This window comes from Bradyrhizobium sp. USDA 4451, from assembly GCF_054822585.1.
The window spans coordinates 6,951,407-6,972,742 of the sequence record NZ_JBTRCH010000001.1; the positions used below are offsets into that span (position 1 = coordinate 6,951,407).

A 21,336-nucleotide genomic window follows, 5' to 3' on the forward strand; every position below is an offset into this window, starting at 1 on the left:
GCCGGATCGGCTTGTCGAATCTGCCACTAACCAGCCATAGTTGGTTGCAGCTCGCAAGCTACGGTTCAGGAAATAGTAGACTTTAAAATGACTTCCACTCCACAAGGAGCGATTTCCCTGAACGCGCGGATCGAGCGCTGGCCGATCGCGGGGACGTTCACGATCAGCCGAGGCGCCAAGACCGAGGCGGTGGTTGTGGTGGCCGAGGTGAGCCAGGGCGGCTTCATCGGCCGCGGCGAATGCGTGCCCTACCCGCGCTACGGCGAAACGCCCGAGGCGACGTTGCAGGCGATCCAGGCCATGCAGGGGCTGCTCGCCAACGGCATGGGCCGGATCGCCCTGCAGGGTCGCATGCCCGCCGGCGCCGCCCGCAACGCGCTGGACTGCGCGCTTGCGGACCTCCAGGCCAAACGCGCCGGCCAGCGAATCTGGAACCTGCTCGGCCGGCCGGCGCCGGAACCGCGTACCACCGCCTATACGATCTCGCTCGGAGCACCCGAGGCGATGGCGGAAGCCACCGCGAAAGCCGCGCATCGCGCGCTGCTCAAGATCAAGCTTGGCGGCGATGGCGACGGCGCGCGGATCGCTGCCGTGCGCAAGGCCGCGCCGGCCTCCGAATTGATCGTCGACGCCAATGAAGCCTGGACGGACGACAACCTCGCCGCCAATCTCGCAGCCTGCGCCGATGCCGGCGTCACGCTGATCGAGCAGCCGCTGCCGGCCGGCAAGGATGAGGCATTGGCGCGGATCAAGCGCCTGGTTGCGGTCTGCGCCGACGAGAGCGTGCATGATCGTGCTTCGCTCGAAGGCCTGCGTAGCCGCTACGATGCGGTCAACATCAAGCTCGACAAGACCGGCGGGCTGACCGAAGCGCTCGCGATGGCGGACGCTGCCCGCGCGCTCGGCTTCGAGATCATGATCGGCTGCATGGTCGCGACCTCGCTTGCGATGGCGCCGGCGCTGCTGATCGCGCAGGCCGCACGCTTCGTCGACCTCGACGGCCCGCTGCTGCTGGCCAGAGACCGCGACCACGGCCTGCGCTACGAGGGCAGCCTGGTCTATCCGCCCGACGCCGCACTCTGGGGATGATGGGATAGGCGTCGACGCGCCAGCCACATCACGAGCCCGCCGATCGCCGCCATCACGGCCATCATGTCGTAGACGCCGAGCCCAATGCGCGCATAGACCATGCCGCTGACGATCGCCGTGGTGCTCGCGACGATGCCGCCGCAGGCGGTGAGATAGCCTTGCGCGCGCGCCATCACGTGCCCCGGCACGTGCTGCACCATCAGGCCCATGATGCCGACCTGCGTCAGGCCGAAGCTTAAGCCATGTCCGAGCTGGACCACGGCAAGCACCGCAAGCGGCGGCTCCTGCGCGGTGATCGCCCAGCGCGCCGCGGCGCTGACGGCCGCGATCATCACCAGCACCGCCGACGGCAGCGTGAAGCGCGGCGAAGCCGCAAACAGCACGATCTCGGCGATCACGCCAAGCACCCAGAGAACAGCGATGGTCAGGCCGCTCAGCCCGGCCTGCTGCCAGGCGATCGATGCGAAGATGTAGTAGGCACCATGGCTGCCCTGGATCAGCGCCGAGGACACGATGATCGCGAGGAAGGTCGGATTGCGCAGCAACTTCGGCGCGCCGATCGCATGCGCGACTGAGGTCACTGGACGACCGAGCGGCCGCAAGGTCAGCCCGACCAGCGCGCCAAGCAGGGTCATGGCCGTGATGATCCAGATCAGATCGACCTCGGCGACGAAGCGCAGCAGGAACCCGCTGATCAGCGCGCAGACCGCGAAGGCCGCCGAGCCCCACAGCCGCAACGGTCCGTAATTGAGGCCGAACTGCCTGACGCCGCGCAGCGCATAGGCGTCGGTCAACGGCACCATCGGCGTCCAGACGCAGCAGGTCAGCGCGTAGATCGCGAGCAGCACGAATGGCTGGTGCTGGGTGCCGATCACGGCAAAGCCGAACGCGGTCGCGAATCCCGTGGCAATGATCGCGCCGCGCAGCATCTGGCGCCGCTCCGCTGTGGCGGTGACCAGCGGCAGCACGGTGAAGCGCGTCACCGGCGGCACCGCCGTGATGATGCCGATCCAGGTGGCGTCGATGCCGATCGCCTTCAGCCACACCGTGAAAAACGGCAGGTGAACCCCGGTCATCCCGAACAGCGTGGCATAGAATGCCGCGAGGCTGCGCGCGAATCGCCGCGATGCAACCTTTGCTGCAATGGGGATTTGTGATTCGGAAGACATCAATTCAATTGCGATTCGCGCGATATCGTGGTGATCGTTAACCCAACGCGCAGTGATTTGCGCGGAGAGATTGTGATGGCCGAAGAAGCATTCGCCCTGTCGCCGATATCCGCCCGCGCGGCCCTGCCGAGCGAGGAGGATTATGCTGCGATCAGCGCGGCCTTCATGGAGACGTCGCGGGGCCGCTGGTTCCTCGGCGAATACGCCAAGCGCAACCGCAATGCCGACACGCGCATGGTGCTCGATGCGGTGGCGCGGATCGAGGAAAGCCTCAGCGCGCAGCGGCAGGCCGCCGCCGCGGCGATCAGGGACGAGCAGCTGGCCCAGACGCTGGCCGCCCTGCGCGGCGCGATCGAGGCCGCCCAGGCCTCCGCCATGTCAGCGCTTGACGGCATCAGCTTCGAACAGAACCTCGCGCCGGTGCGCAAGGGCGTGCGGGTGATTCGCGAAATCTCCTGGCGGCTGCGCGAGATCGGCAATGACGGCCGGATCTGCGACATCATCGATTCGCAGGCCAGCGCGATCGAGGCCGGCGCCGCGGAGGTGTCGATGAACGATGCCAAGGCCGTGCTGAAGACCGCCTTCGCAATGCTGGCCCGACGCCTCAGCGAATTCGATCCGGTCACGCCCGCGGCCGAGCCCGTCGTGGCCGAGGCACCGGTGGCGGAGCCGCCCGCGGCTGCTCCCACGCCGCCGCCGGTCACCGAAAGTGTTCCCACCGAGCTCACGGCCCCCTATGCTGCGATGGCGGCGACGCCGTCAGCGGCGCCCCAAGAGCCCGTTGCAACGCCGCGCGCCGAGCCGGCCCCGGCTGCCGCGCCGCAGCCGAGCGAAGCCTGGATCAAGGCCGAGGCCGCACTGGCCGAGGCCGAAGCCGCAGAACTTGCCCGCGTCACCGACGAAGCCGCCGCCGAAGCCCAGGACGAAGCGTGTGCTCGAGCTGATCGCGATGGAGATGGGCGCGCCCGATCCGATCGACGAAGAGGCGATCGCAGAGGAGATGCGCGCAGCCGAGGAGATGCGCATCGCGGAGGCGATGGCAGCGGAGCCCGAAATGGTTGCTCCGGCCATTCAGCCTAAGCCTGCACCGGCGCCCGAGCCCAAGGTTGAGATCAAGGTTGAGATCAAGGCCGAGCCCGCACCGGTCGCTGTCGCAGCGGTTGCCGAAGCGCCGGCCCCCGTGCCGCCGCCGCTCCCGCCCGCCAATGAGGCTGCCGCTGCACCCGCAGCAGAAGTCTCGCTCGGCTCGACCATCATCGCGAGCGGCCTGCTGAAGAAGCCGAATGTCGCAGCCAACGACCCGCTCGCGCCGATCCGCCGCATGAGTCAGGCCGAGAAGATCGCGTTCTTTTCGTAAGCGCTGACGATCTCCAACCGCGCACCTCCGTTGCGTGACCCAGCTCACGTACCGCGGCCGCATCTGCGCCTAGCCTCCCACGACCGGTCCCGCACCGGGATCAGCCTGGGAGCGCGCCATGGTCCGCCTGACATCGACGATGATATCGGCCGCCTTGCTCGGCCTGTTCAGCCTTGCTGCGCCCAGCGCAGGATTTGCCGAGACCGGCAACATCACCGTCGGCAATGCGACGCAGGCGCCGGCACAATCCGTCGATCAAGCCGCTTCAGCGGCGACGCCTGCTGCCGCGACGCCCGCCGCGTTGCGCGGCGCCGAGCAGCGCGTTGCGCTGGTGATCGGCAATGCCAACTATCAGAACGCGCCAAGGCTCGCCAATCCCGGCAACGACGCGCAGTCGATGGCCGCGCTGTTGAACGCGGCCGGCTTCGAGGTGATCGCCGCGACCGACCTCAGGCAGGGCGACATGGTGAGGGTGTTGCAGGACTTTTCCGGCAAGGTCGCCGCGCGCGGTCCCAACACGGTCGCGATGATCTATTACGCCGGCCACGGCGTGCAACTCGCCGGCGAGAATTATCTGATTCCGGTCGACGCCAGGATCGCAACGCCTGCTGACCTCGACGGCAATGCGGTGCGCCTCGTCGACGTCATGGGCACGCTCGAGAACATCCCGAGCCGGATGCGCATCGTGGTGCTCGACGCCTGCCGCAACAACCCGTTCCCTGACGTCAACGACGCCGGCCGCGGCCTTGCCGTCGTCGATGCACCGAGCGGCTCGATCGTCGGCTATTCGACCGCGCCCGGCATGGAAGCGCAGGACGGCAGCAACGGCCACAGCCCCTACACCAACGCGTTCCTGCGCCTGGCACGCGAGCCCAATCTGACGATCGAGCAGCTGTTCAAGCGCGTTCGCCTCGAAGTCAACTCGACGACCGACGGTCGCCAGACGCCGTGGGAAAGCTCGTCGCTGACCTCCGATTTCACTTTCTTCGGCGACACCGCGATGGCGGCGGCGCGCGCGCCCGCGAATGGCCCGGTCGTGCAGATGGCGTCGAACCTGCCGAACCGCTCGGTGCGCCAGGCCTATGACTTCGTGCTGTCGGAGGGCCGGCCGGACTATTATGAGGAATTCATCCGGCTCTATCCGCGCGATCCGCTGTGTGACCGCATCCGCTTCCTGTTGACCAACTGGCTACAGGTCGCGGCCTGGCACAAGGCGGTGCTCGCCAACACGCCGTTCGCCTACAAGACCTTCCACGACAATTTCGCCGGCAGCCCCTACGCGCAGCAGGCCCTGAAGCTGCAGATGCAGCCGAAGGCAGTGCCATTGATGCAGTTCACGCGGCTTTCGAGTCGTCAGACCTTCCGGCCGATCAATGCGGGTGCGCAAGGCGCGATCGGCAAGATCGTGACCCTGCCGGCGCCCGGCGCGAAGCCGGTCGGCATGCCGAGTTCGATCGGCAAAAGCAAGGTCGCCGCGGCGAACAACTCGTCGAACCCGATCATGAAGGACAACGGCCATGTCCGCACCGAACGGCAGGGCATGCCGGTGAACCGGATGCGATCAAGTGATAGCCATACCGCCTTCCACGCGAGTTCGTCAGGTTCGCACATCGGCGGAATGGGCGGCGGCCGCGGCGGCGGCTTCAGGCACTGATCCGTCGCTCAACGAATCGGGGCAGAGCGATCATCGCCCTGCCCCGCTTCTTTTCAAAATGCTGTTCTCAGGCGACGAGCTTCGCGAACAGGTCGGCATCGACATTGCCGCCCGAGAGCACGATGACGACGTTCTTGCCCTTGGCGTCGATCCGGCCAGCCAGCAGCGCCGCGAGACCGATCGCGCCGCCGGGCTCGACCACGAGCTTCAGCTCGCGATAGGCAAACGCGACGGCGGCACCGACCTCGTCGTCGGAGGCGCTGACGCCGTTTGCCAGCAGCTTGCTGTTGATGGCGAAGGTCAGCTCGCCCGGCATCATCGCCATCAGCGCATCGCAGATGGTACGCGGCGCAACCGCATGCGCTTCGCGATGGCCGACCTTGAGCGACAAGGCATGATCGTCATAGCCCGCAGGCTCGGCGACGATCACCTGGGCCTGCGGATACTTGACCTTCACCGCGGTGGCGACACCGGCGATCAGGCCGCCGCCGGAAGCCGGCGCCACCACGATGTCGGGCACGAGCCCGAGCGCGGCCATGTCCTCGGCGATCTCGCGGCCGGCGGTGCCCTGGCCCGCGATCACCAAGGGATCGTCATAGGGAGGCACGAGCGTCGCGCCACGCTTGCTGGCGATGCCGCTGGCGATCGCCGCACGGTCGTCGCGATCGCGATCGTACAGCACGACCTCTGCGCCGTAGGACTTGGTCCGCTCGCGCTTGGTGAGCGGCGAGTCCGCAGGCATCACGATGGTCGCCTGCATGTTGAGGATCTTCGCCGCCGCGGCCACGCCCTGGGCATGGTTGCCCGATGAGAACGCCACGACGCCGCCGCTCCGCTTGTCCTGCGGGATCGAGGCGAGCTTGTTGAAGGCGCCGCGGAACTTGAACGATCCGGTCCGCTGCAACATCTCGGGCTTGAGGAAGACCCGGCTGCCGACGCGTTCGTTGAGAACGGGAAAGGTCAGCAGCGGCGTGCGCACCGCGAACGGCGCGACCACCCTTGCGGCGGCATCGATGTCCGCAGCAGCGACGGGTGGATTTAGAACGGTGTCCGTCATCCGCAATTTGTATCGCGACGGCAGGCAGCCCGGCAAGACGCTTTAGCGTGAGGTTTGGTGGCTCGCCGGCAATGCCGCAAAATGATGCTCTTCGGCACCGAATTCCAATGCCTCCCCCTCACCGTCCGGCGGCGCGGGGCGGACATTCATGCAGCGATCGATGAACACCCGGGCCGACGCCTGCCAGGTGTGGAGCGCGGCAAAATCGACGCAGGCCTGGCGCGGAATGCTGAGTGCCTCGAGGCAGGCGTGGTGCAGATCGTCGTCGAGCACGCCGACCGGCGCCGCGCCGATCACGTCGCGAGGACCGGTGACCGGAAAAGCGGCAACCGGCAGGCCGCTCGCCAGCGCCTCGAGCAGCACCAAACCGAACGTATCGGTGCGGCTCGGGAAAACGAACACATCGGCCGCGGCGTAGATCTCAGCCAATTCTTCCCCATGGCGGGCGCCGAGGAACACGGCGTCCGGATATTTCCGCTCCAGCGCCGCCCGCGCCGGGCCGTCGCCGACCACGACCTTGGTGCCGGGCAGGTCGAGATCGAGGAACGCCTCGAGGTTCTTCTCCACCGCAACCCGGCCGACGCTGAGATAGACCGGCTGCGGCAGGCAGAGATCGACGTCGCGTGGATGGAACAGTCCGGTATCCACGCCGCGCGACCACAGCACCACGTTGCGGAAGCCGCGCTGGCGCAGCTCGGCCGCCAGTGCCGGGGTCGCGGCCATCACCGCCCGGCTCGGCCGGTGGAACCAGCGCAGCGCGCGCCACACCCAGGCCTCCGGGACCGGCGTGCGTGCTGACACGTATTCCGGAAAGCGGGTATGGAAGCTGGTCGTGAACGGCAGGCCGTGCTTGCGGCAATAGCGGCGCACCGAGAGCCCGATCGGGCCCTCGGTCGCGATATGGATGCTGTCGGGCCTGGCCGCCTCGATCAGGCTGGCGACCTTGGCCCGGTACGGCAGCGCCAGCCGGAGATCGCGATAGCTCGGCATCGCGAAGGTGCGGAACTCGTCCGGCGTCAGGAAGCTCACCTCGACGCCGAGCGATTTCGCCGCCTGCGCCATCATGGTCAGCGTGCGGACTACCCCGTTGACTTGGGGATGCCACGCATCGGTCGCGACCAGGATATGCGTCATGCAGCGCGTGCCGTCACTCGCGGAACGGGCGCGATCCGGCGCACCGGATCGGTCCAGGTGATGATCTCGAAATGGCCGTCCTCATGCTCGGCGAGCGCGGTGCAGCTCTCCACCCAGTCGCCGCAATTCATGTAGCGGATGCCGTGCTCGTCATGAATCGTCGCGTAGTGGATGTGGCCGCAGATCACGCCGTCGCAGCCGTGACGCCGCGCCTCTCCCGCCAATGTCGCCTCGAACGCGCCGATATAGTTCACCGCCTTCTTGACCTTCAGCTTGGCCCATTGCGACAGCGACCAATAGGGCACGCCGAACATCTTGCGGAAGAAGTTGACGAAGCGGTTCATCTGGATCGCGAAGTCGTAGGCCTTGTCGCCGAGATGGGCGAGCCAGCGCGCGTTCTGCACCACGAGATCGAAGATGTCGCCGTGGATCACGAGGTAGCGCTTGCCGTCGGCGCCGGTGTGGACGGTGTTCTCCACCACATCGATGCCGCCGAAATGCGTGCCGTAATATTTGCGCAGGAACTCGTCGTGGTTGCCCGGGACGTAGATCACCTTGGCGCCCTTGCGCGCCTTGCGCAGCATCTTCTGCACGAAATCGTTGTGCGTCTGCGGCCAGTACCAGTTCGACTTCAGCGCCCAGCCGTCGACGATATCACCAACGAGGTAGATCGTGTCGGCATCGTGAGAGCGGAGGAAGTCCAGCAGACGGTCGGCTTGCGAACCGCGGGCTCCGAGATGGACATCGGAGATAAACAAAGTGCGAAAGCGCCGCTCGGGGCTTTCTTCACTCAAGGAGTCGCTTCCCATGCCTGTGCACCTAACAGATTCCTGTGACAAGGCGATGACGATCCCCGCGACCCAAGGCCCCACAAACAGTTAACGAGAATCAGCACTACGCCCCTCCAATGCGGATAACAGCGGCGTGCGACAATCTGGCGACACGGGCGGTCGCCGCTGTGTGGAACGGGCATTACGGAAATGCACGGGAGCTCTCGTCCACCGTCATTGCGAGCGAAGCGAAGCAATCCATCGCCTCGCAAGCGGGGATATGGATTGCTTCGTCGCTGACGCTCCTCGCAATGACGGGCTTCACCGTTGCAAACGAACGTAATCGGGGCCTTCGCGCGCGGAGGGTTCATTCCCGGATTGCGCTGCGCTTCATCCGGGCTGCAGGCAATCAGTAGTAATTGTGAAAATGATGCACCGGCCCATGGCCGTGGCCGACGGCAAAACGATCGGCGGCGGCGATCGCGTCCGTGATCCAGGCCTTGGCATGACGCACGGCAGTCTCCATCGTCTCACCCTTCGCGAGTCCTGCCGCGATCGCCGACGACAGCGAGCAACCGGTGCCATGCGTGTTTGCTGTCGCGATGCGTGGCGCCCACAGCGCGATGCTGCGTTCAGCGTCGATCAGATAGTCGATGCTGTCAGCACCATGTCCGTGGCCACCCTTGACCAGCACCGCGCGACATCCCATCGCCAGCAATCGCTTGCCTTGCCGCTCGACATCGGCTTCGCTCGAGGCGACCGGCTCGTTCAATAGCGCCGCCGCTTCCGGCAGGTTCGGCGTGATCAGCGAGGCCAGTGGAAACAGCATGGACTTCAGCGCATCGACCGCCTCGGCGGCCAGCAGCCGATCGCCTGAGGTTGCGACCATCACCGGATCGAGCACGACGTGGCGCGGCGCCCAGCGCGTCAGCGCTTCGGCGATCGCAGCGATGGTCTCGGCTTGCGCCACCATGCCGATCTTGACCGCACCGACATCGAGGTCGGAGAACACCGCATCAAGCTGGGCGGTGACGAATGCCGCCGGCACCGGATGGATGCCGCTGACCCCGGTGGTGTTCTGCGCGGTCAGCGCCGTGATCGCGGAGGCGCCATAGACCCCGAGCGCCGCGAAGCTCTTGAGGTCGGCCTGGATACCCGCCCCGCCGGAGGAATCCGAGCCCGCAATGGTGAGCGCGATCGGCGTCATCGTGCGACACCGGCGGTCGAGACGAATGAGATCGTGACAATTGGGACCATGGCCTGTCCTAGCCCGGCCGCGCACCGGCAGCAAGTTCGCCTGACTTTACCGCGCGTTGGCCTTGAGTTGCCGTTGCGTTGCCCCTTCTTGTCCCCTTGCCTTGGCCGCCGGTTTTTGGCCTATAGTCGGCCAAATCCCCGGAGACGACTTTGATGGTTCCTTTCTTCGTCCAGATCAAATGCAAGCTCGGCCAGTCCTACACCGTCGCCAACGCGCTGGCGGAAGCCGAGATTGCGTCCGAGATCTATTCCACCGCGGGCAATTACGACCTCCTGGTCAAGTTCTATGTCGACCACGACACCGACATCGGCCATTTCATCAACGAGAAGGTTCAGGTGATCCCGGGCATCCAGGACACCCTCACCATCATCACCTTCAAGGCGTTCGGCGCGAAGTAGAGCATGATCCGGTAAAGTGCGAAGCGGCTTTCCGAGCGGATCATGCTCAAACAGGAACCCGCTGCTAGGGCTTCTTCTCGGGCTTCGTCGGCTTCGGCGGCCCCTCGACCGGCGGCAGCGACTTGATGTAGTCGGCGATCGCGTCGCGATCACTTGATGAGAGCTGCGAGGTGTTGCGGATCACGCGCACCATCGATCCGCCGGCGCTGTCGCCGTCCGGCGTCTGCCCGCTCTCGAGGAAATAGGCGACATCCTTTGCGCTCCAGTCCGCGATACCCCTCGGCGTGATGTTGGGCACCCAGCCTTCGCCTTCCGGATTCGGGCCGCCGGCGAAGCGCTGCGCGGTGATGATGCCGCCGAGAAAATTCCGCGGGCTATGACATTCGGCGCAATGGCCGAAGCTGTTGACCAGATAGGCCCCACGATACCACTGCGCCGAGCGGCTTGCGTCCGCGATAAACGGCTTGTCGTCCATGAACAGGAATTTCCAGACCCCGACATTGCGCCTGATGTTGAAGGGGAACGGCAAATCATGCTCGCGCACCTTGCCGGCGACCGGCGGCAGGGTCTTCAGATAGGCGAACAGGTCGCGCACGTCATTGACCCTGGCGTGCTGATACGACGTGTAAGGAAACGCAGGGAAATAGTGCGTCCCTGACGGCGAGGTCCCCTTCATGACCGCGGTGACGAAATCGGCCTCGCTCCAGCGGCCGATGCCGTCGTTCGAATCCGGCGAGATGTTCGGCGCGTAGAAGGTGCCGAACGGCGACGGGATCGCGAGCCCGCCGCCCAATCTGGTGCGGTCGTCCTGCTTCGGCACGGCGTGGCAGGAGGAACATCCTCCCGCATTGAACGTTGTGAGGCCGTTGGCCAGGTTGGGCTGGTAGGCAGGCAGCGCGCTCGCAGCAACGGTCGCGGGGATGGTCAGCCACCAGTACACACTGAGGCCGATGATGCTGGCGAGGCCGGCAAGGAGAAGAATTCGTCGCAACATTCACCGATCCGTCATTGGTCGCGTCAGCATATCAACCACTATGATGACAACCCGTCGTACAAGCTCTCATCAAATTTGCCGCAGCTCACGATCATTTTGGGAATAATTCGGCAAACCCGCTGTTGAAGAAACTGCAACCGTCCTGTGACGTCAAAGGGGAGAGAACCATGCCAAACAAGACCTTGCTTGCCACGCTGACACTCGGTGCTGCCGTCGCCCTCGCCGGTCCGGCCTTCGCCGAGAAGCTGCACGCCAAACTGGACGGCAAGTCCGAAGTGCCTGCCAACACCAGCGCCGGCACCGGCACTGCCGATATCGACTACGACGCGGCCAGCAAGAAACTCAGCTGGAAACTGACCTATTCCGGCCTGTCAGGCCCGGCCACCGCCGCGCATTTCCACGGCCCGGCCGAAGCCGGCAAGAATTCCGGTGTCGCGGTCGCGATCCCGAACGCGACGTCGAGCCCGGTCGAAGGCAGCGCCACGCTGACCGACGCGCAGGCCGCCGATCTGCTCGCCGGCAAGTACTATGTCAACGTCCACACCGCGGCCAACCCGGGCGGCGAGATCCGCGGCCAAGTCACGAAATAACGAGTCACGAGTCACAAGACTTCAACAAGAAACGGCCGGCACAAAAAAGGGCGGACGCCTCACGGCGTTCGCCCTTTTCATTGACCGGATGGCGATCAGCCCTTCTTGAGGCGATAGGTCTCGTGGCAGCCGCCGCACTGCTTGCCGATGACACCGAGCTCCGCCTTCAGGGTGTCGACATCCTTGATCTTGCCTTTGGCGTCCGCAACGGCCTTGGCATAGCTCGCGATGTGCTGCTCGAAGCCGGCCTTGTCCTCCCAGATCTTCGGTCCGGCCGAGTAATCGCCATCCGTCTTCAGGCCCTTGGAGCTTTCAGGGAACAGCGTCGGCAATTTCTTGGCGGTGTCCTCGAACTTCGCCAGTGCCGCGTCGACCGTCGCCTGGTCGTAGGGCTTCTCGCCCTTGACGATGGCCCCGAGCGCACCGGCGTTCTTGCCGGTCTCCTTCATCTGGGCCTGGGTCTGCTTGACCTGCTCCTGATCGGCCACGACCGCACCCATACTCAACACCAGCATCGCTGCAACGACGACGACCCGCTTCATCGGCAAAACCCCTCAATTCCGCTCTGTCCCGGTCCGCAGGTACGCGGCCGGCCTGGTTGCAAAACACCGCAGGCGGAATCTTCATTCCGCCTGCGACAATTTATCAGAGATTATGGCGGCGCTGCGCCTCGCGGATCGCGATCCAGACCCGTTCCGGCGTGGCCGGCATGTCGATGTGGTCGATGCCGTATTCACGATGCAGGCCCTCGACGATCGCGTTGACGACCGCCGGGCACGAGCCGATCGCGCCGGCCTCGCCTGCGCCCTTCACGCCCATCGGATTGGTGGTGCAGGGCACGTTGTGGGTCTCGAACACGAAGGACGGCCCGTCGGAAGCGCGCGGCATCGCATAGTCCATGAAGGTGCCGGTGACGAGCTGGCCGTCGGTCGGGCTATACACCGCCTGCTCCATCAGCGCCTGCCCGATGCCCTGCATCGCGCCGCCATGGACCTGGCCCGCGAGCATCAGCGGATTGAGCGTGACGCCGAAATCGTCAACGATGACGTAGCTGACGATCTTGATGATGCCGGTGGCGGGATCGATCTCGACTTCGGCGAGATGCGTGCCGTTCGGATAGGTGCCGTCGGCGCTGGCAAACGTCGCGCTTGCATTCATCTTCGACGTATCGCCACCGGGACGCTTGGCGAGATCGGCGAAGCTGACCGAGCGGTCGGTGCCGGCGATGCGGATGCGGCCGTCGGCGATTTCAAGATCGCCGGTGCCGGCTTCCAGCGCCTGCGCCGCAAGCTCCTTCAGCTTGTTGCCGAGTTCATGCGTCGCCCGCTGAACGCTGACGCCGCCCGACGGAATCGAGGCCGAGCCGCCGGTGCCGAGCCCGGTCGCAATCTTGTCGGTGTCACCCTGCAACACATGGACGCGCTCCGGCGGCACGCCGAACTGCTCGGCGACGATCTGCGCATAGGCGGTCTGGTGGCCCTGCCCGCTCGACTGCGTGCCGATCAGGACCGAGATGTCGCCATTGGGATCGAGCGCCACATTGGCGGTTTCCTCGCCCATCGTGCCGCAGACCTCGACATAGCTCGCCATGCCGATGCCGCGCACCAAGCCATCCTTCTTGGCCGCCTTGGCGCGCTTGGAAAACTCCTTCCAATTGGCGATCTCCATGGCGCGCTTCATATGCGCGACGAAGTCACCGGAGTCGTAGACCTTGCCAGTCGCGGTCGTGTAGGGCAGCGACTTCGGCGGGATGAAGTTCTTCCGCCGGATCGCATCGGGCGTCATGCCGAGTTTTCGCGCGGCCGCATCGACCAGCCGCTCGATCACATAGGCGGCTTCGGGACGGCCGGCGCCGCGATAGGCATCGACCGGCACCGTGTTGGTGAACACGGTGCGGACACGGCAGTGGAAGGCCTGAATGTCATAGAGCCCCGGCAGCATGCCGGCGCCGCCATGCGGGATGTAGGGCGCAAAGGTCGAGAGATAGGCACCCATGTCGCCCATCAGGTCGACATCCATGCCGAGGAATTTGCCGTCCTCGGCAAGTGCCATCTTCGCGGTGGTGAGATTGTCGCGGCCCTGCGCGTCGCCCATGAAATGGTCGGAGCGCTCGGCGGTCCATTTAACGCTCTTCTTGAGCTTGCGCGCCGCGACCGAGATCAGCGCATATTCGCGATAGGGAAACAGCTTGGTGCCGAAGCCGCCGCCGACATCCGGGCAGATCACCCGCATGTTCTCCTTCGGCATCTTCAGGATCATGTCGCAGAGGATCTCGCGCAGACGATGGCTGCCCTGGCTGCCGATCGTCAGCGTCAGATGATCCTTCTTGGCGTCGTATTCGGCGACCGCCGCGCGCGTCTCCATGAAATTGGTTATGACGCGCGGGTTGACGATCGTGATTTCGGCCACCGCATGGGCCTTGGCGAACGCGGCCTCAGCAGCGCCCTTGTCGCCGATCGAGACGTCGAACAGAACGTTCCCAGGCTTGTCCGGCCAGACCTGCGGCGCATCCTTCTTCACCGCATTGACGAGACCTGCCACCGCCGGCAGCGGCGTCCACTTGACGTCGATCGCCTCGATCGCGTCGCGCGCATGATCGACGGTGTCGGCGACCACGAAGGCGACGGCGTCGCCGACATGGCGCACCTCATCCTTGGCGAGGATCGGATAAGGCGGCGCGATGAACGGATCGGTTTCGAGATTGAACAGGCACGGCAGCCCGCCGAGCTCGGCGACATCGGCCGCCGTCAGGATCAGCGCCACGCCGGGCATGCCGCGGGCCTTGCCGACATCGATCGTATAGGTTGCGTGCGCATGCGGCGAGCGCAGCACCAGCGCGTGCAGTGCGGGAGACGGTGCGACGTCGTCGGTATAGCGGCCTTTGCCGCGAATCAGCGCGTCGTCCTCCTTGCGCCGCACACTTTGTCCGACGCCGAATTTGATGGGAGCTGCCATCGTCTCTCCAATTGGCTTGGTTGTTTGCATGCATATTGGCGTGGTTGTCAGCGAAGCGCAAACCGCTTTCGGCCGCACGCGGCGCTATCCCACGGCCGGCTCCTATGCATTTGATTTGACAGGTAAAACTATACGCGTCGAAGGGCGAACAGCCAGCCGCGGCCGAACAGCGTGAGGATCAGGAAGCCGTAGACGAAGACGCCGACCACGATCAGCAGCAGCAGGATCATCTCGTCGCGGAAGAACCGCATCGGGGCAAACCACACATAGGCGAAATGCGAGGTCAGCCACAGCGCGAGCGCCAGCAGCACGCCGCACAGCCCGAAGGTGGCGAACGAGCGGATCAGCGTGCGATCGAGCGCGAGATAGCCGCGGCGGACGGCAAACATCAGCACCAGCAAGAGATTGACCCAGGCGCCGACCGCGGTCGCGAGCGCAAGCCCGACCTGCGCCAGCGAACCGACCAGCGCGATCTTCAGCGCGACGTTGACCGCGACCCCGGTCAGCGCCGCCTTGACCGGCGTCGCGGTATCCTTGCGGGCATAGAAGGTTGCAACCGCGCTGCGGATCATCACGAAGGGAATGAGCCCGACCGCGTAGGCCGCGAGCGTGGCGCCGGCGCTAGCGGCATCGGCCTTCGAGAACGCACCGCGGGCGAACATCGCGCGCATGATCGGATCAGCGACCGTCAGGAACGCCGCCACGAACGGGACCGAGAACAGCAGCGTGAAATCGAAGGCGCGGCGCTGCGCGGCCATGGCACCGGGTGTGGTCGTCGGCGGTCAGGCGCCGCGACATCTCCGGCAGTAGCACGGTGCCGATCGCGATCCCGATCACGCCGATCGGCAATTGATTGAGGCGGTCGGCATAATACAGCGCCGACAGCGCACCCGCGGGCAGGAAGGTCGCGATGATGGTATCGGCGAACAGCGCAACCTGCGTGCCCATCGAGCCCAGCGTCGCCGGCCCCAGCGCGCGGAAGAACGCGCGGACGTCCTCGTCGAGCTTCAGCGGCGCGAATCGCGGCAGGCCGCCATGGCGCGCGAGGTCGCCGGCCAGCAGCGCAAATTGCAGAACGCCCGAGATCAGCACGCCCCAGGCCGCGGCATGGCCGGCGCTAGGGAAGAATGCCGCCAGCGCCAGCGTCATCATCATGGCAAGGTTGAGGAAGATCGGCGCGGCGGCCGCGCTGGCGAAGCGATGCATCACGTTGAGCATGCCGCCATAGAGCGTCACCAGCGTGATCAGCAGCAGATAGGGAAAGGTGATCCGCGTCAGCTCGATCGCGAGCTTGCGCTGCTCGGCGTCCTCGGTGAAGCCCGGCGCAAGGATGCTCATCGCCTGCGGCGTGAATGCCATCGCCACCACCAGCAGGATCACCTGCGAGGCGAACAGCAGCGTGAAGATGCGGTCGGCGAACAGCCGCGCCGACGCCTCTCCCCGCTCGCCATGGACATGGGCGTAGGCCGGGACGAAGGCGGCGTTGAAGGCGCCTTCGGCAAAGATCGCGCGGAAGTGATTGGGCAGTCGCAGCGCCACGAAAAAGGCGTCGGCGACCGGTCCGGCACCGAGGATCGCCGCGAGCATGATGTCGCGCGCGAATCCGGTGACCCGCGATAGCAAGGTATAGCCGCCGACGGTGAAGATGCGCCCAAGCATGGCTGCTTCTAGCGCATCATCACCCTACGTCAAAATGACCTATCAGGCCGAAAGCGCGCTGCGCACAGCCGCGATGACACGGTCCTGCGCCGCCTCGTCGAGATAGGGGTGCATCGGCAGGGCGATGACGTCCTTCGACAACCGTTCGCTGACCGGCAGGCCGCCATCGGCAACCGGATAGTGGCTGTAGGCCGTCTGCTGGTGCACCGACTTCGGATAGTAGATCATGGTCGGAACGCCCTGCGCCTTCAGCGCGGCTGCGAAGGCGTCGCGATCGATGCCCTCGGACAGGCGGATGGTGTACTGGGCCCACACCGAGGTACAGCCCGGGGCAACGCGCGGCACCGCGACGAGGTTGCCGAGCGCGCGCGAATAGCGCTCCGCGACCTTGTTGCGTGCGGCGATCTCGTCGTCGAAGATCTTCAGCTTCTCGAGCAGGATCGCCGCCTGCATGGTGTCGAGCCGCGCGGTGAGGCCGAGCCGCACATTGTCGTACTTGTCCGAGCCCTGGCCGTGAACGCGGATGCTGCGCAGCGTGCGCGCGAGTTCCTCGTCGTCGGTGAAGATTGCGCCGCCGTCGCCGAAACAGCCGAGCGGCTTGGCCGGGGAAGAAGCTGGTTCCGGTCGCGAGCCCGAAGGTGCCGAGCCTGCGGTTCTTGTAGGTGGCGCCAAAACCCTGCGCGGCATCGTCAAGTACGAAAAGCCCCTCGGCCTCGGCGACCGCAGCGATCGCATCGTGGTCGGCGCTCTGGCCGAACAGATCGACCGGGATCACGGCCACCGGCTTCAGCCCGCGCGCCCGCGCCGTCGCGATGCCGCGCTTCAGCGAGCTGACATCGATGTTGAAGGTCTCTTCGTCGACATCGACGAACACCGGCGTCGCGCCGGTCAGCGTCACGACCTCGCCGGTCGCACAGAAGGTGAAGGTCGGGCACAGCACCGCATCGCCCGGTCCGACATTCTTCGCCATCAACACCATCAGCAGCGCGTCGGTGCCGCTGGCGCAGCTCACCACATGCTTGGCGCCGGTATAGTCCGCCAGCGCCTTCTCCAGCGCGGTGACTTCCGGACCGTTGATGAACTGGCAGTGATCGAGCACGCGCGCAACCGCGTCATCGATCGACTTGCCGAGCCGCCGGCGCTGCGCGGAGATATCGATGAAGGGAATGGGCTCAAGCTGCATATGCTGGTTCATGGAAACTCTTTGCACGTGTTGAGTGAATGACAGACAGCCGGTGAACGGACGATCAGCCGGCGATGCGGCGCGGTCCCTTGCGGATCGTCGAGGCGGCAGGCCGCGCCGGCGATTCCAGGCAGCGGATCGCGATTTCGAGGCTGGCGACGCCCTCGTCGCCGGACACCGCCGGCAGCTTGCCGCAGCGCACGGCATCGAGGAAGGCGATCAGCTCGGCGCGCAACGGCTCGTCGTGGCCGACCGGCAGATGACGCATCGAATAGCTGCCGTCCGGCTTGAAGCCGAAGCATTCGGTGACCTGGCGGGTGAGCAGATCACCCATCACGTATTTGCCGCGGGTCGCGACCGTGACGTTGCGTGCCTTGAACGGCGTCAGCCAGTTGGTGTTGATGTGGGCGAGCACGCCGGAAGCGGTGCGGAATTGGAGCAGCGCGATGTCCTCACGCTCCGCGACCGCGCTGGAAAGCTGCGGCTGCACCTCGACGATGTCGGACTCGGTGAACCAGCGGATCAGGTCGATGTCGTGCACGGCGAGGTCGATCACGACGCCGACATTGGACATCCGCGGCGGGAACGGGCCGACCCGGGTGATGCCGATCGACAGGATGTCCTCGCCCGAGATCGCCTGCTTGATCGCGGCAACCGCCGGATTGAAACGCTCGACATGGCCGACCATCAGCGTGACGCCGGCGCGCGCGGCGGCCGCGACGATCTCGCGGCCTTCCTCGACGGTGGATGCGACCGGCTTCTCGACCAGGATGTGGATGTTGCGCGCGATGCAGGCGAGCGCGATCTCGTGATGCAGATGGGTGGGAGCCGCGATCGTCACCGCATCGATGCCCTCTGCGAATAGCTGATCGAGGGTTTCAAAGGCGCGGCAGCCGACCAGGTCGATGGCGCGGGTGCGGTGCTCCGGAAGCGGATCGACGATGCCGATCAGCAGGACGCCGGGCAGTCCGGCCAGCACGCGGGCATGGTTGCTGCCCATCACGCCCGCGCCGATCACACCGACGCGCAAGGCGCGGCCGATATCGGCCTTCGCGCCGGCTGCGGACACTTTTGCATTCATATCGTAGACCCCAAGTAACGTTCTGGCGGTTGTCCCGGCTCCTCGGGGAGCCACACCGGCTCCGAGGGAATCAGCACCCAGGCCCCTCTTCCCGATCTGCGCCTTCGGCGCAAATCACCCCGCTTCGTTGGCAGCCGCTATAGCACGGCGTCACAAATGTGGCGAATGCCAACAACGAAATCCGGACACGTTTTGATTCAAAGAGTTACATCGCCCGCGGCTCAATTCCGAGCGCGGGGACCAGCTCGACCTCAGGTGCGCTGATAGTCGTCCTCGATGCGAATGATGTCGTCCTCGCCGAAATAGCTGCCAGTCTGCACCTCGATCAGCTCCAGCTGAATCTTCCCGGGATTCTCCAGCCGGTGCACCGCGCCGATCGGGATGTAGATCGACTCGTTCTCGTGCACTGTCTTGATCAGCTCGTTGACGGTGACCTGCGCGGTCCCGCGCACCACGATCCAGTGCTCGGAGCGGTGATGGTGCTTCTGCAAGGAGAGCCGCCCGCCCGGCTTGACGATGATGCGCTTGACCTGGTGGCGGTCGCCATTGTCGACCGACTGATAGGAGCCCCAGGGCCGATGCACCTTGATGTGGTCCTCGGTCACCTTAGGCGCCGCCACCTTCAATTTCGCGACCAGCCGCTTCAACCCGTTGGCGTCGTTCTGGCGCGACACCAGCACGGCGTCCTGGGTCGCGACCACGACGAGATCGTCGACGCCTTCGAGCGCGACCAGCGCACGATCGGTCGAGACGTTGCAATTGCGGGAGTCTTCGAACACCGCCGCGCCGCGTGCCGCATTGCCCTGGCCGTCCTTGTCGGAGAGCTCCCAGACCTGGCGCCACGAGCCGATGTCGGACCAGCCGCACGCCACCGGCACCACCGCGGCATGGGCTGTCTTCTCCATGACGGCATAGTCGATCGAGATCGCCTTCGCCGCGCCGAAGGCCGCGGCGTCAAGCTTGTAGAACCCGAGGTCGCGCGTCGCGGACACAACCGACTGCTCCACCGCGGCAACGCTGTCCGCATCGACATTGCGATACTCGTCGAGCAGCACGCCGGCGCGGAACATGAAGTTGCCGCTGTTCCAGAGATAACCCGCATCGATATAGCCGGCTGCAGTTGCGCCATCCGGCTTCTCGACGAATTTCGCCACCGCGCGCACTTCGCCCGCGACCACCTCGCCCGGATTGATATAGCCGTATTCGGTGGCGGGCCGTTCCGGCTTGACGCCGAAGGTCACGATGCGGCCGGCTTCCGCGGCCACCAGGCCGCCGCGGCACGCGGCGGCGAAGGCCGACGTGTCCCGCACCAGGTGGTCGGCGGCGAGCGCCAGCACGATGGCTTCGCTGTCGCGGCTTTGCGCGAACGCCGCCCCGGCCGCGATCGCAGGCCCCGAGTCGCGGCGCATCGGCTCCAGCAACACATCAGCTTCGCGGCCGATCTCGGCCAGCTGCTCCAGCACCATGAAGCGATAGGCCTCGTTGGTAATCACGATCGGCCGCTCGAACAGGCCGGCATCGGAGACCCGCAGCAGCGTCTCCTGGAAGGTCGAGCGCGCCCCGAACAGCGACAGGAACTGCTTCGGATGCACCTCGCGTGACGCCGGCCACAGCCGGGTGCCCGCACCGCCGCACATGATCAGGGGAATAATTCGTCGATCCATCGATGCCTCAAGTCCTGTCGTGCAAGGCCTGCCGTGTCCATCCGCGGACGGACACCAAATTGGCCCGGCCGCCGCGGCTGGCGGCCCTGTTACCTGGGAAGCATTATCCGGGCAGTCACGCGCCCCCACGCGTCTGGTCGGATTTTACCGGTCTTGTAACCTCCCGGCGAGCGGCTGGCCGCCCCCCGTTCCGGCCTGTTTAGCCGTCCCTTCGCGCCTGCCGCAATAGGGACCACTACGGGTATTGCCAGATCGGTGCGGAAACCATACCAAGGCGGCGAATTTGGGCGCGCGAAAGCGGTTTGCGCTGTTTTTGACACATCCTGAAACCTTGCAGCGCGAACGGAAATGCGCCGAATCCTGCTTTCGACCGTCAAGATCCTGATCTCGGCTGCGCTGCTGTATTTCTCGCTGCGCAAGGTCAATCTGCATGACCTCGCCTCCCGGATCCAGGCCGAGAGCCTGGGCTGGCTCGGCCTGGCGATTGCGGTCACGTTCCTGCAGATCTTCCTCGGGGTGCTGCGCTGGCGCGAGATCAGCGTAGAGTGCGGCGCGCCGCTGCAGACCGGGCAGGCGATGCGTTACAACGTGATCGGCACCTTCTTCAACCAGACCCTACCCTCCTCGATCGGCGGCGACGCCGTGCGGCTGTGGCTGGTCGCGCGTGCCGGTGCGGGCTGGCGCGCCGCAACCTATTCGATCTTCGTCGACCGCGCGATCGGACTGATCGCGCTCGCCGTCGTGATCGCTGCCGCCCTGCCCTGGAGCTATCGGCTGATTTCCGACTTCCACGGCTGGACCGCCTTGCTGCTGCTCGACCTCGCCGCGCTCGCGGCCGGATTTGGTTTCCTGCTGATCGGCGTGTTGCCGTGGTCGTGGCTGAAACGCTGGTGGGCAACGCATCACATCCACGCCTGCGCCGTGATCACGAACCGGGTGTTGTTCAGCCGCCAGCACGGACTTTGGGTCGCGACTCTCTCGATTGCCATCCACGTGGTGACCGTCGTGATCGGCTGGTGCGTGGTGAAGTCGATCGCCGCCCCCGTCACCTTCGGCGAGATCTTCCAGCTGCTGCCGCCGGTGATGCTGATCACCATGATGCCGATCTCGATCGCGGGCTGGGGCGTGCGCGAGGCCACGATGGCACTGGCCTTCGGCTATGCCGGATTGATCGCCAATGAGGGCGTCAACATCTCGCTGCTGTTCGGCGCGGTCTCGTTCGTGGTCGGCGTGTTTGGCGGACTGGTGTGGATCGCAAGCCCGGAAAAGGCCGCCAAGGGTGCCGAGCCGATCGAAGTCCCGGGATCGCAATAGCCGGACCGCG

17 protein-coding genes and 2 pseudogenes are annotated in these 21,336 nt (G+C 65.6%); 7 read left to right on the forward strand and 12 right to left on the reverse strand.

All coding sequences use genetic code 11. The annotated features are described in order from the left end of the window. Positions 1-87 precede the first annotated feature (87 nt). Entirely contained in the window at positions 88-1,089 is a 1,002-nt protein-coding gene (gene dgcA, locus ACVMB0_RS32625) for an N-acetyl-D-Glu racemase DgcA (protein ID WP_461348821.1), read from the forward strand. On the opposite strand, the gene ACVMB0_RS32630 is transcribed toward dgcA, so the two are convergent. Beyond that, the gene (locus tag ACVMB0_RS32630; protein WP_461348822.1) at positions 1,059-2,258 is read right to left on the reverse strand and encodes an MFS transporter; all 1,200 of its coding nucleotides are present in this window, start codon (positions 2,256-2,258) and stop codon (positions 1,059-1,061) included. The genes dgcA and ACVMB0_RS32630 overlap by 31 nt on opposite strands. Positions 2,259-2,333: 75 nt before the next feature. Here ACVMB0_RS32630 and ACVMB0_RS32635 point away from each other — a divergent pair, with 75 nt between their 5' ends. The 3 genes from ACVMB0_RS32635 (at position 2,334) to ACVMB0_RS32645 (ending at position 5,269) form a co-directional block, all read left to right on the forward strand. Further along, the gene (locus ACVMB0_RS32635; protein ID WP_461348823.1) at positions 2,334-3,338 is read left to right on the forward strand and encodes a hypothetical protein; all 1,005 of its coding nucleotides are present in this window, start codon (positions 2,334-2,336) and stop codon (positions 3,336-3,338) included. Further along, the gene (locus ACVMB0_RS32640; protein WP_461348824.1) at positions 3,313-3,615 is read left to right on the forward strand and encodes a hypothetical protein; all 303 of its coding nucleotides are present in this window, start codon (positions 3,313-3,315) and stop codon (positions 3,613-3,615) included. Before ACVMB0_RS32635 ends, ACVMB0_RS32640 begins: the two co-directional genes overlap by 26 nt. A 118-nt stretch (positions 3,616-3,733) precedes the next feature. Next, entirely contained in the window at positions 3,734-5,269 is a 1,536-nt protein-coding gene (locus ACVMB0_RS32645; RefSeq protein ID WP_461348825.1) for a caspase family protein, read from the forward strand. Positions 5,270-5,336: 67 nt separating this feature from the next. Here ACVMB0_RS32645 and ACVMB0_RS32650 read toward each other — a convergent pair whose 3' ends face one another. From ACVMB0_RS32650 to thiD, 4 genes are all read right to left on the reverse strand, one after another. Further along, positions 5,337-6,326, reverse strand: coding sequence for a threonine/serine dehydratase (locus tag ACVMB0_RS32650; protein ID WP_461348826.1), 990 nt, complete (start codon positions 6,324-6,326; stop codon positions 5,337-5,339). 42 nt (positions 6,327-6,368) lie between these two features. Beyond that, entirely contained in the window at positions 6,369-7,460 is a 1,092-nt protein-coding gene (locus ACVMB0_RS32655) for a glycosyltransferase family 4 protein (protein WP_461348827.1), read from the reverse strand. After that, entirely contained in the window at positions 7,457-8,269 is an 813-nt protein-coding gene (locus ACVMB0_RS32660; RefSeq protein ID WP_050403538.1) for a UDP-2,3-diacylglucosamine diphosphatase, read from the reverse strand. The genes ACVMB0_RS32655 and ACVMB0_RS32660 overlap by 4 nt, the downstream gene beginning before the upstream one ends. Positions 8,270-8,639: 370 nt before the next feature. Next, positions 8,640-9,437 carry a bifunctional hydroxymethylpyrimidine kinase/phosphomethylpyrimidine kinase gene (gene thiD / locus ACVMB0_RS32665; RefSeq protein WP_461348828.1) on the reverse strand — a complete coding sequence of 266 codons (798 nt, stop codon included), beginning with the start codon at positions 9,435-9,437 and terminating at the stop codon, positions 8,640-8,642. A 203-nt stretch (positions 9,438-9,640) separates the two neighbouring features. On the opposite strand from thiD, the gene ACVMB0_RS32670 reads away from it, so the two are divergent. After that, on the forward strand, positions 9,641-9,886 hold the full coding sequence (locus ACVMB0_RS32670; RefSeq protein ID WP_016845986.1) for an Lrp/AsnC ligand binding domain-containing protein: 246 nt from the start codon (positions 9,641-9,643) through the stop codon (positions 9,884-9,886). A 64-nt stretch (positions 9,887-9,950) separates the two neighbouring features. Here ACVMB0_RS32670 and ACVMB0_RS32675 read toward each other — a convergent pair whose 3' ends face one another. Further along, on the reverse strand, positions 9,951-10,880 hold the full coding sequence (locus ACVMB0_RS32675) for a c-type cytochrome (protein ID WP_461348829.1): 930 nt from the start codon (positions 10,878-10,880) through the stop codon (positions 9,951-9,953). A 167-nt stretch (positions 10,881-11,047) separates the two neighbouring features. Here ACVMB0_RS32675 and ACVMB0_RS32680 point away from each other — a divergent pair, with 167 nt between their 5' ends. Beyond that, complete coding sequence (locus tag ACVMB0_RS32680; protein ID WP_212015693.1) at positions 11,048-11,470, forward strand: CHRD domain-containing protein; 423 nt, start codon at positions 11,048-11,050, stop codon at positions 11,468-11,470. Between the two features lie 95 nt (positions 11,471-11,565). Here ACVMB0_RS32680 and ACVMB0_RS32685 read toward each other — a convergent pair whose 3' ends face one another. From ACVMB0_RS32685 to ACVMB0_RS32710, 6 genes and pseudogenes are all read right to left on the reverse strand, one after another. Continuing rightward, positions 11,566-12,012, reverse strand: a complete 447-nt coding sequence (locus ACVMB0_RS32685; RefSeq protein WP_456797851.1) for a c-type cytochrome — start codon at positions 12,010-12,012, stop codon at positions 11,566-11,568. A gap of 103 nt (positions 12,013-12,115) precedes the next feature. Further along, positions 12,116-14,425 (reverse strand): xanthine dehydrogenase family protein molybdopterin-binding subunit, encoded by a 2,310-nt coding sequence (locus ACVMB0_RS32690; protein ID WP_461348830.1) that lies wholly within the window; start codon positions 14,423-14,425, stop codon positions 12,116-12,118. Between the two features lie 128 nt (positions 14,426-14,553). Further along, a pseudogene (gene murJ / locus ACVMB0_RS32695) lies at positions 14,554-16,084 on the reverse strand (murein biosynthesis integral membrane protein MurJ). Positions 16,085-16,126: 42 nt separating this feature from the next. Continuing rightward, a pseudogene (locus ACVMB0_RS32700) lies at positions 16,127-17,279 on the reverse strand (DegT/DnrJ/EryC1/StrS family aminotransferase). Between the two features lie 52 nt (positions 17,280-17,331). Then, the gene (locus tag ACVMB0_RS32705; RefSeq protein WP_456753771.1) at positions 17,332-18,348 is read right to left on the reverse strand and encodes a Gfo/Idh/MocA family oxidoreductase; all 1,017 of its coding nucleotides are present in this window, start codon (positions 18,346-18,348) and stop codon (positions 17,332-17,334) included. A 251-nt stretch (positions 18,349-18,599) separates the two neighbouring features. Then, the gene (locus tag ACVMB0_RS32710) at positions 18,600-20,012 is read right to left on the reverse strand and encodes a mannose-1-phosphate guanylyltransferase/mannose-6-phosphate isomerase (RefSeq protein ID WP_456753770.1); all 1,413 of its coding nucleotides are present in this window, start codon (positions 20,010-20,012) and stop codon (positions 18,600-18,602) included. A gap of 348 nt (positions 20,013-20,360) precedes the next feature. Between ACVMB0_RS32710 and ACVMB0_RS32715 the strand changes: the two genes are divergently transcribed. After that, on the forward strand, positions 20,361-21,326 hold the full coding sequence (locus tag ACVMB0_RS32715; RefSeq protein ID WP_456753769.1) for a lysylphosphatidylglycerol synthase transmembrane domain-containing protein: 966 nt from the start codon (positions 20,361-20,363) through the stop codon (positions 21,324-21,326). Positions 21,327-21,336 lie beyond the last annotated feature (10 nt).

Coding starts and splice junctions, on each gene's coding strand:
- dgcA (WP_461348821.1), top strand. CDS start 88: ATGACTTCCACTCCACAAGGAGCGATTTCCCTGAACGCGCGGATCGAG.
- ACVMB0_RS32630 (WP_461348822.1), bottom strand. CDS start 2,258: ATGTCTTCCGAATCACAAATCCCCATTGCAGCAAAGGTTGCATCGCGG.
- ACVMB0_RS32635 (WP_461348823.1), top strand. CDS start 2,334: ATGGCCGAAGAAGCATTCGCCCTGTCGCCGATATCCGCCCGCGCGGCC.
- ACVMB0_RS32640 (WP_461348824.1), top strand. CDS start 3,313: ATGGTTGCTCCGGCCATTCAGCCTAAGCCTGCACCGGCGCCCGAGCCC.
- ACVMB0_RS32645 (WP_461348825.1), top strand. CDS start 3,734: ATGGTCCGCCTGACATCGACGATGATATCGGCCGCCTTGCTCGGCCTG.
- ACVMB0_RS32650 (WP_461348826.1), bottom strand. CDS start 6,326: ATGACGGACACCGTTCTAAATCCACCCGTCGCTGCTGCGGACATCGAT.
- ACVMB0_RS32655 (WP_461348827.1), bottom strand. CDS start 7,460: ATGACGCATATCCTGGTCGCGACCGATGCGTGGCATCCCCAAGTCAAC.
- ACVMB0_RS32660 (WP_050403538.1), bottom strand. CDS start 8,269: ATGGGAAGCGACTCCTTGAGTGAAGAAAGCCCCGAGCGGCGCTTTCGC.
- thiD (WP_461348828.1), bottom strand. CDS start 9,437: ATGACGCCGATCGCGCTCACCATTGCGGGCTCGGATTCCTCCGGCGGG.
- ACVMB0_RS32670 (WP_016845986.1), top strand. CDS start 9,641: ATGGTTCCTTTCTTCGTCCAGATCAAATGCAAGCTCGGCCAGTCCTAC.
- ACVMB0_RS32675 (WP_461348829.1), bottom strand. CDS start 10,880: ATGTTGCGACGAATTCTTCTCCTTGCCGGCCTCGCCAGCATCATCGGC.
- ACVMB0_RS32680 (WP_212015693.1), top strand. CDS start 11,048: ATGCCAAACAAGACCTTGCTTGCCACGCTGACACTCGGTGCTGCCGTC.
- ACVMB0_RS32685 (WP_456797851.1), bottom strand. CDS start 12,012: ATGAAGCGGGTCGTCGTCGTTGCAGCGATGCTGGTGTTGAGTATGGGT.
- ACVMB0_RS32690 (WP_461348830.1), bottom strand. CDS start 14,425: ATGGCAGCTCCCATCAAATTCGGCGTCGGACAAAGTGTGCGGCGCAAG.
- ACVMB0_RS32705 (WP_456753771.1), bottom strand. CDS start 18,348: ATGAATGCAAAAGTGTCCGCAGCCGGCGCGAAGGCCGATATCGGCCGC.
- ACVMB0_RS32710 (WP_456753770.1), bottom strand. CDS start 20,012: ATGGATCGACGAATTATTCCCCTGATCATGTGCGGCGGTGCGGGCACC.
- ACVMB0_RS32715 (WP_456753769.1), top strand. CDS start 20,361: ATGCGCCGAATCCTGCTTTCGACCGTCAAGATCCTGATCTCGGCTGCG.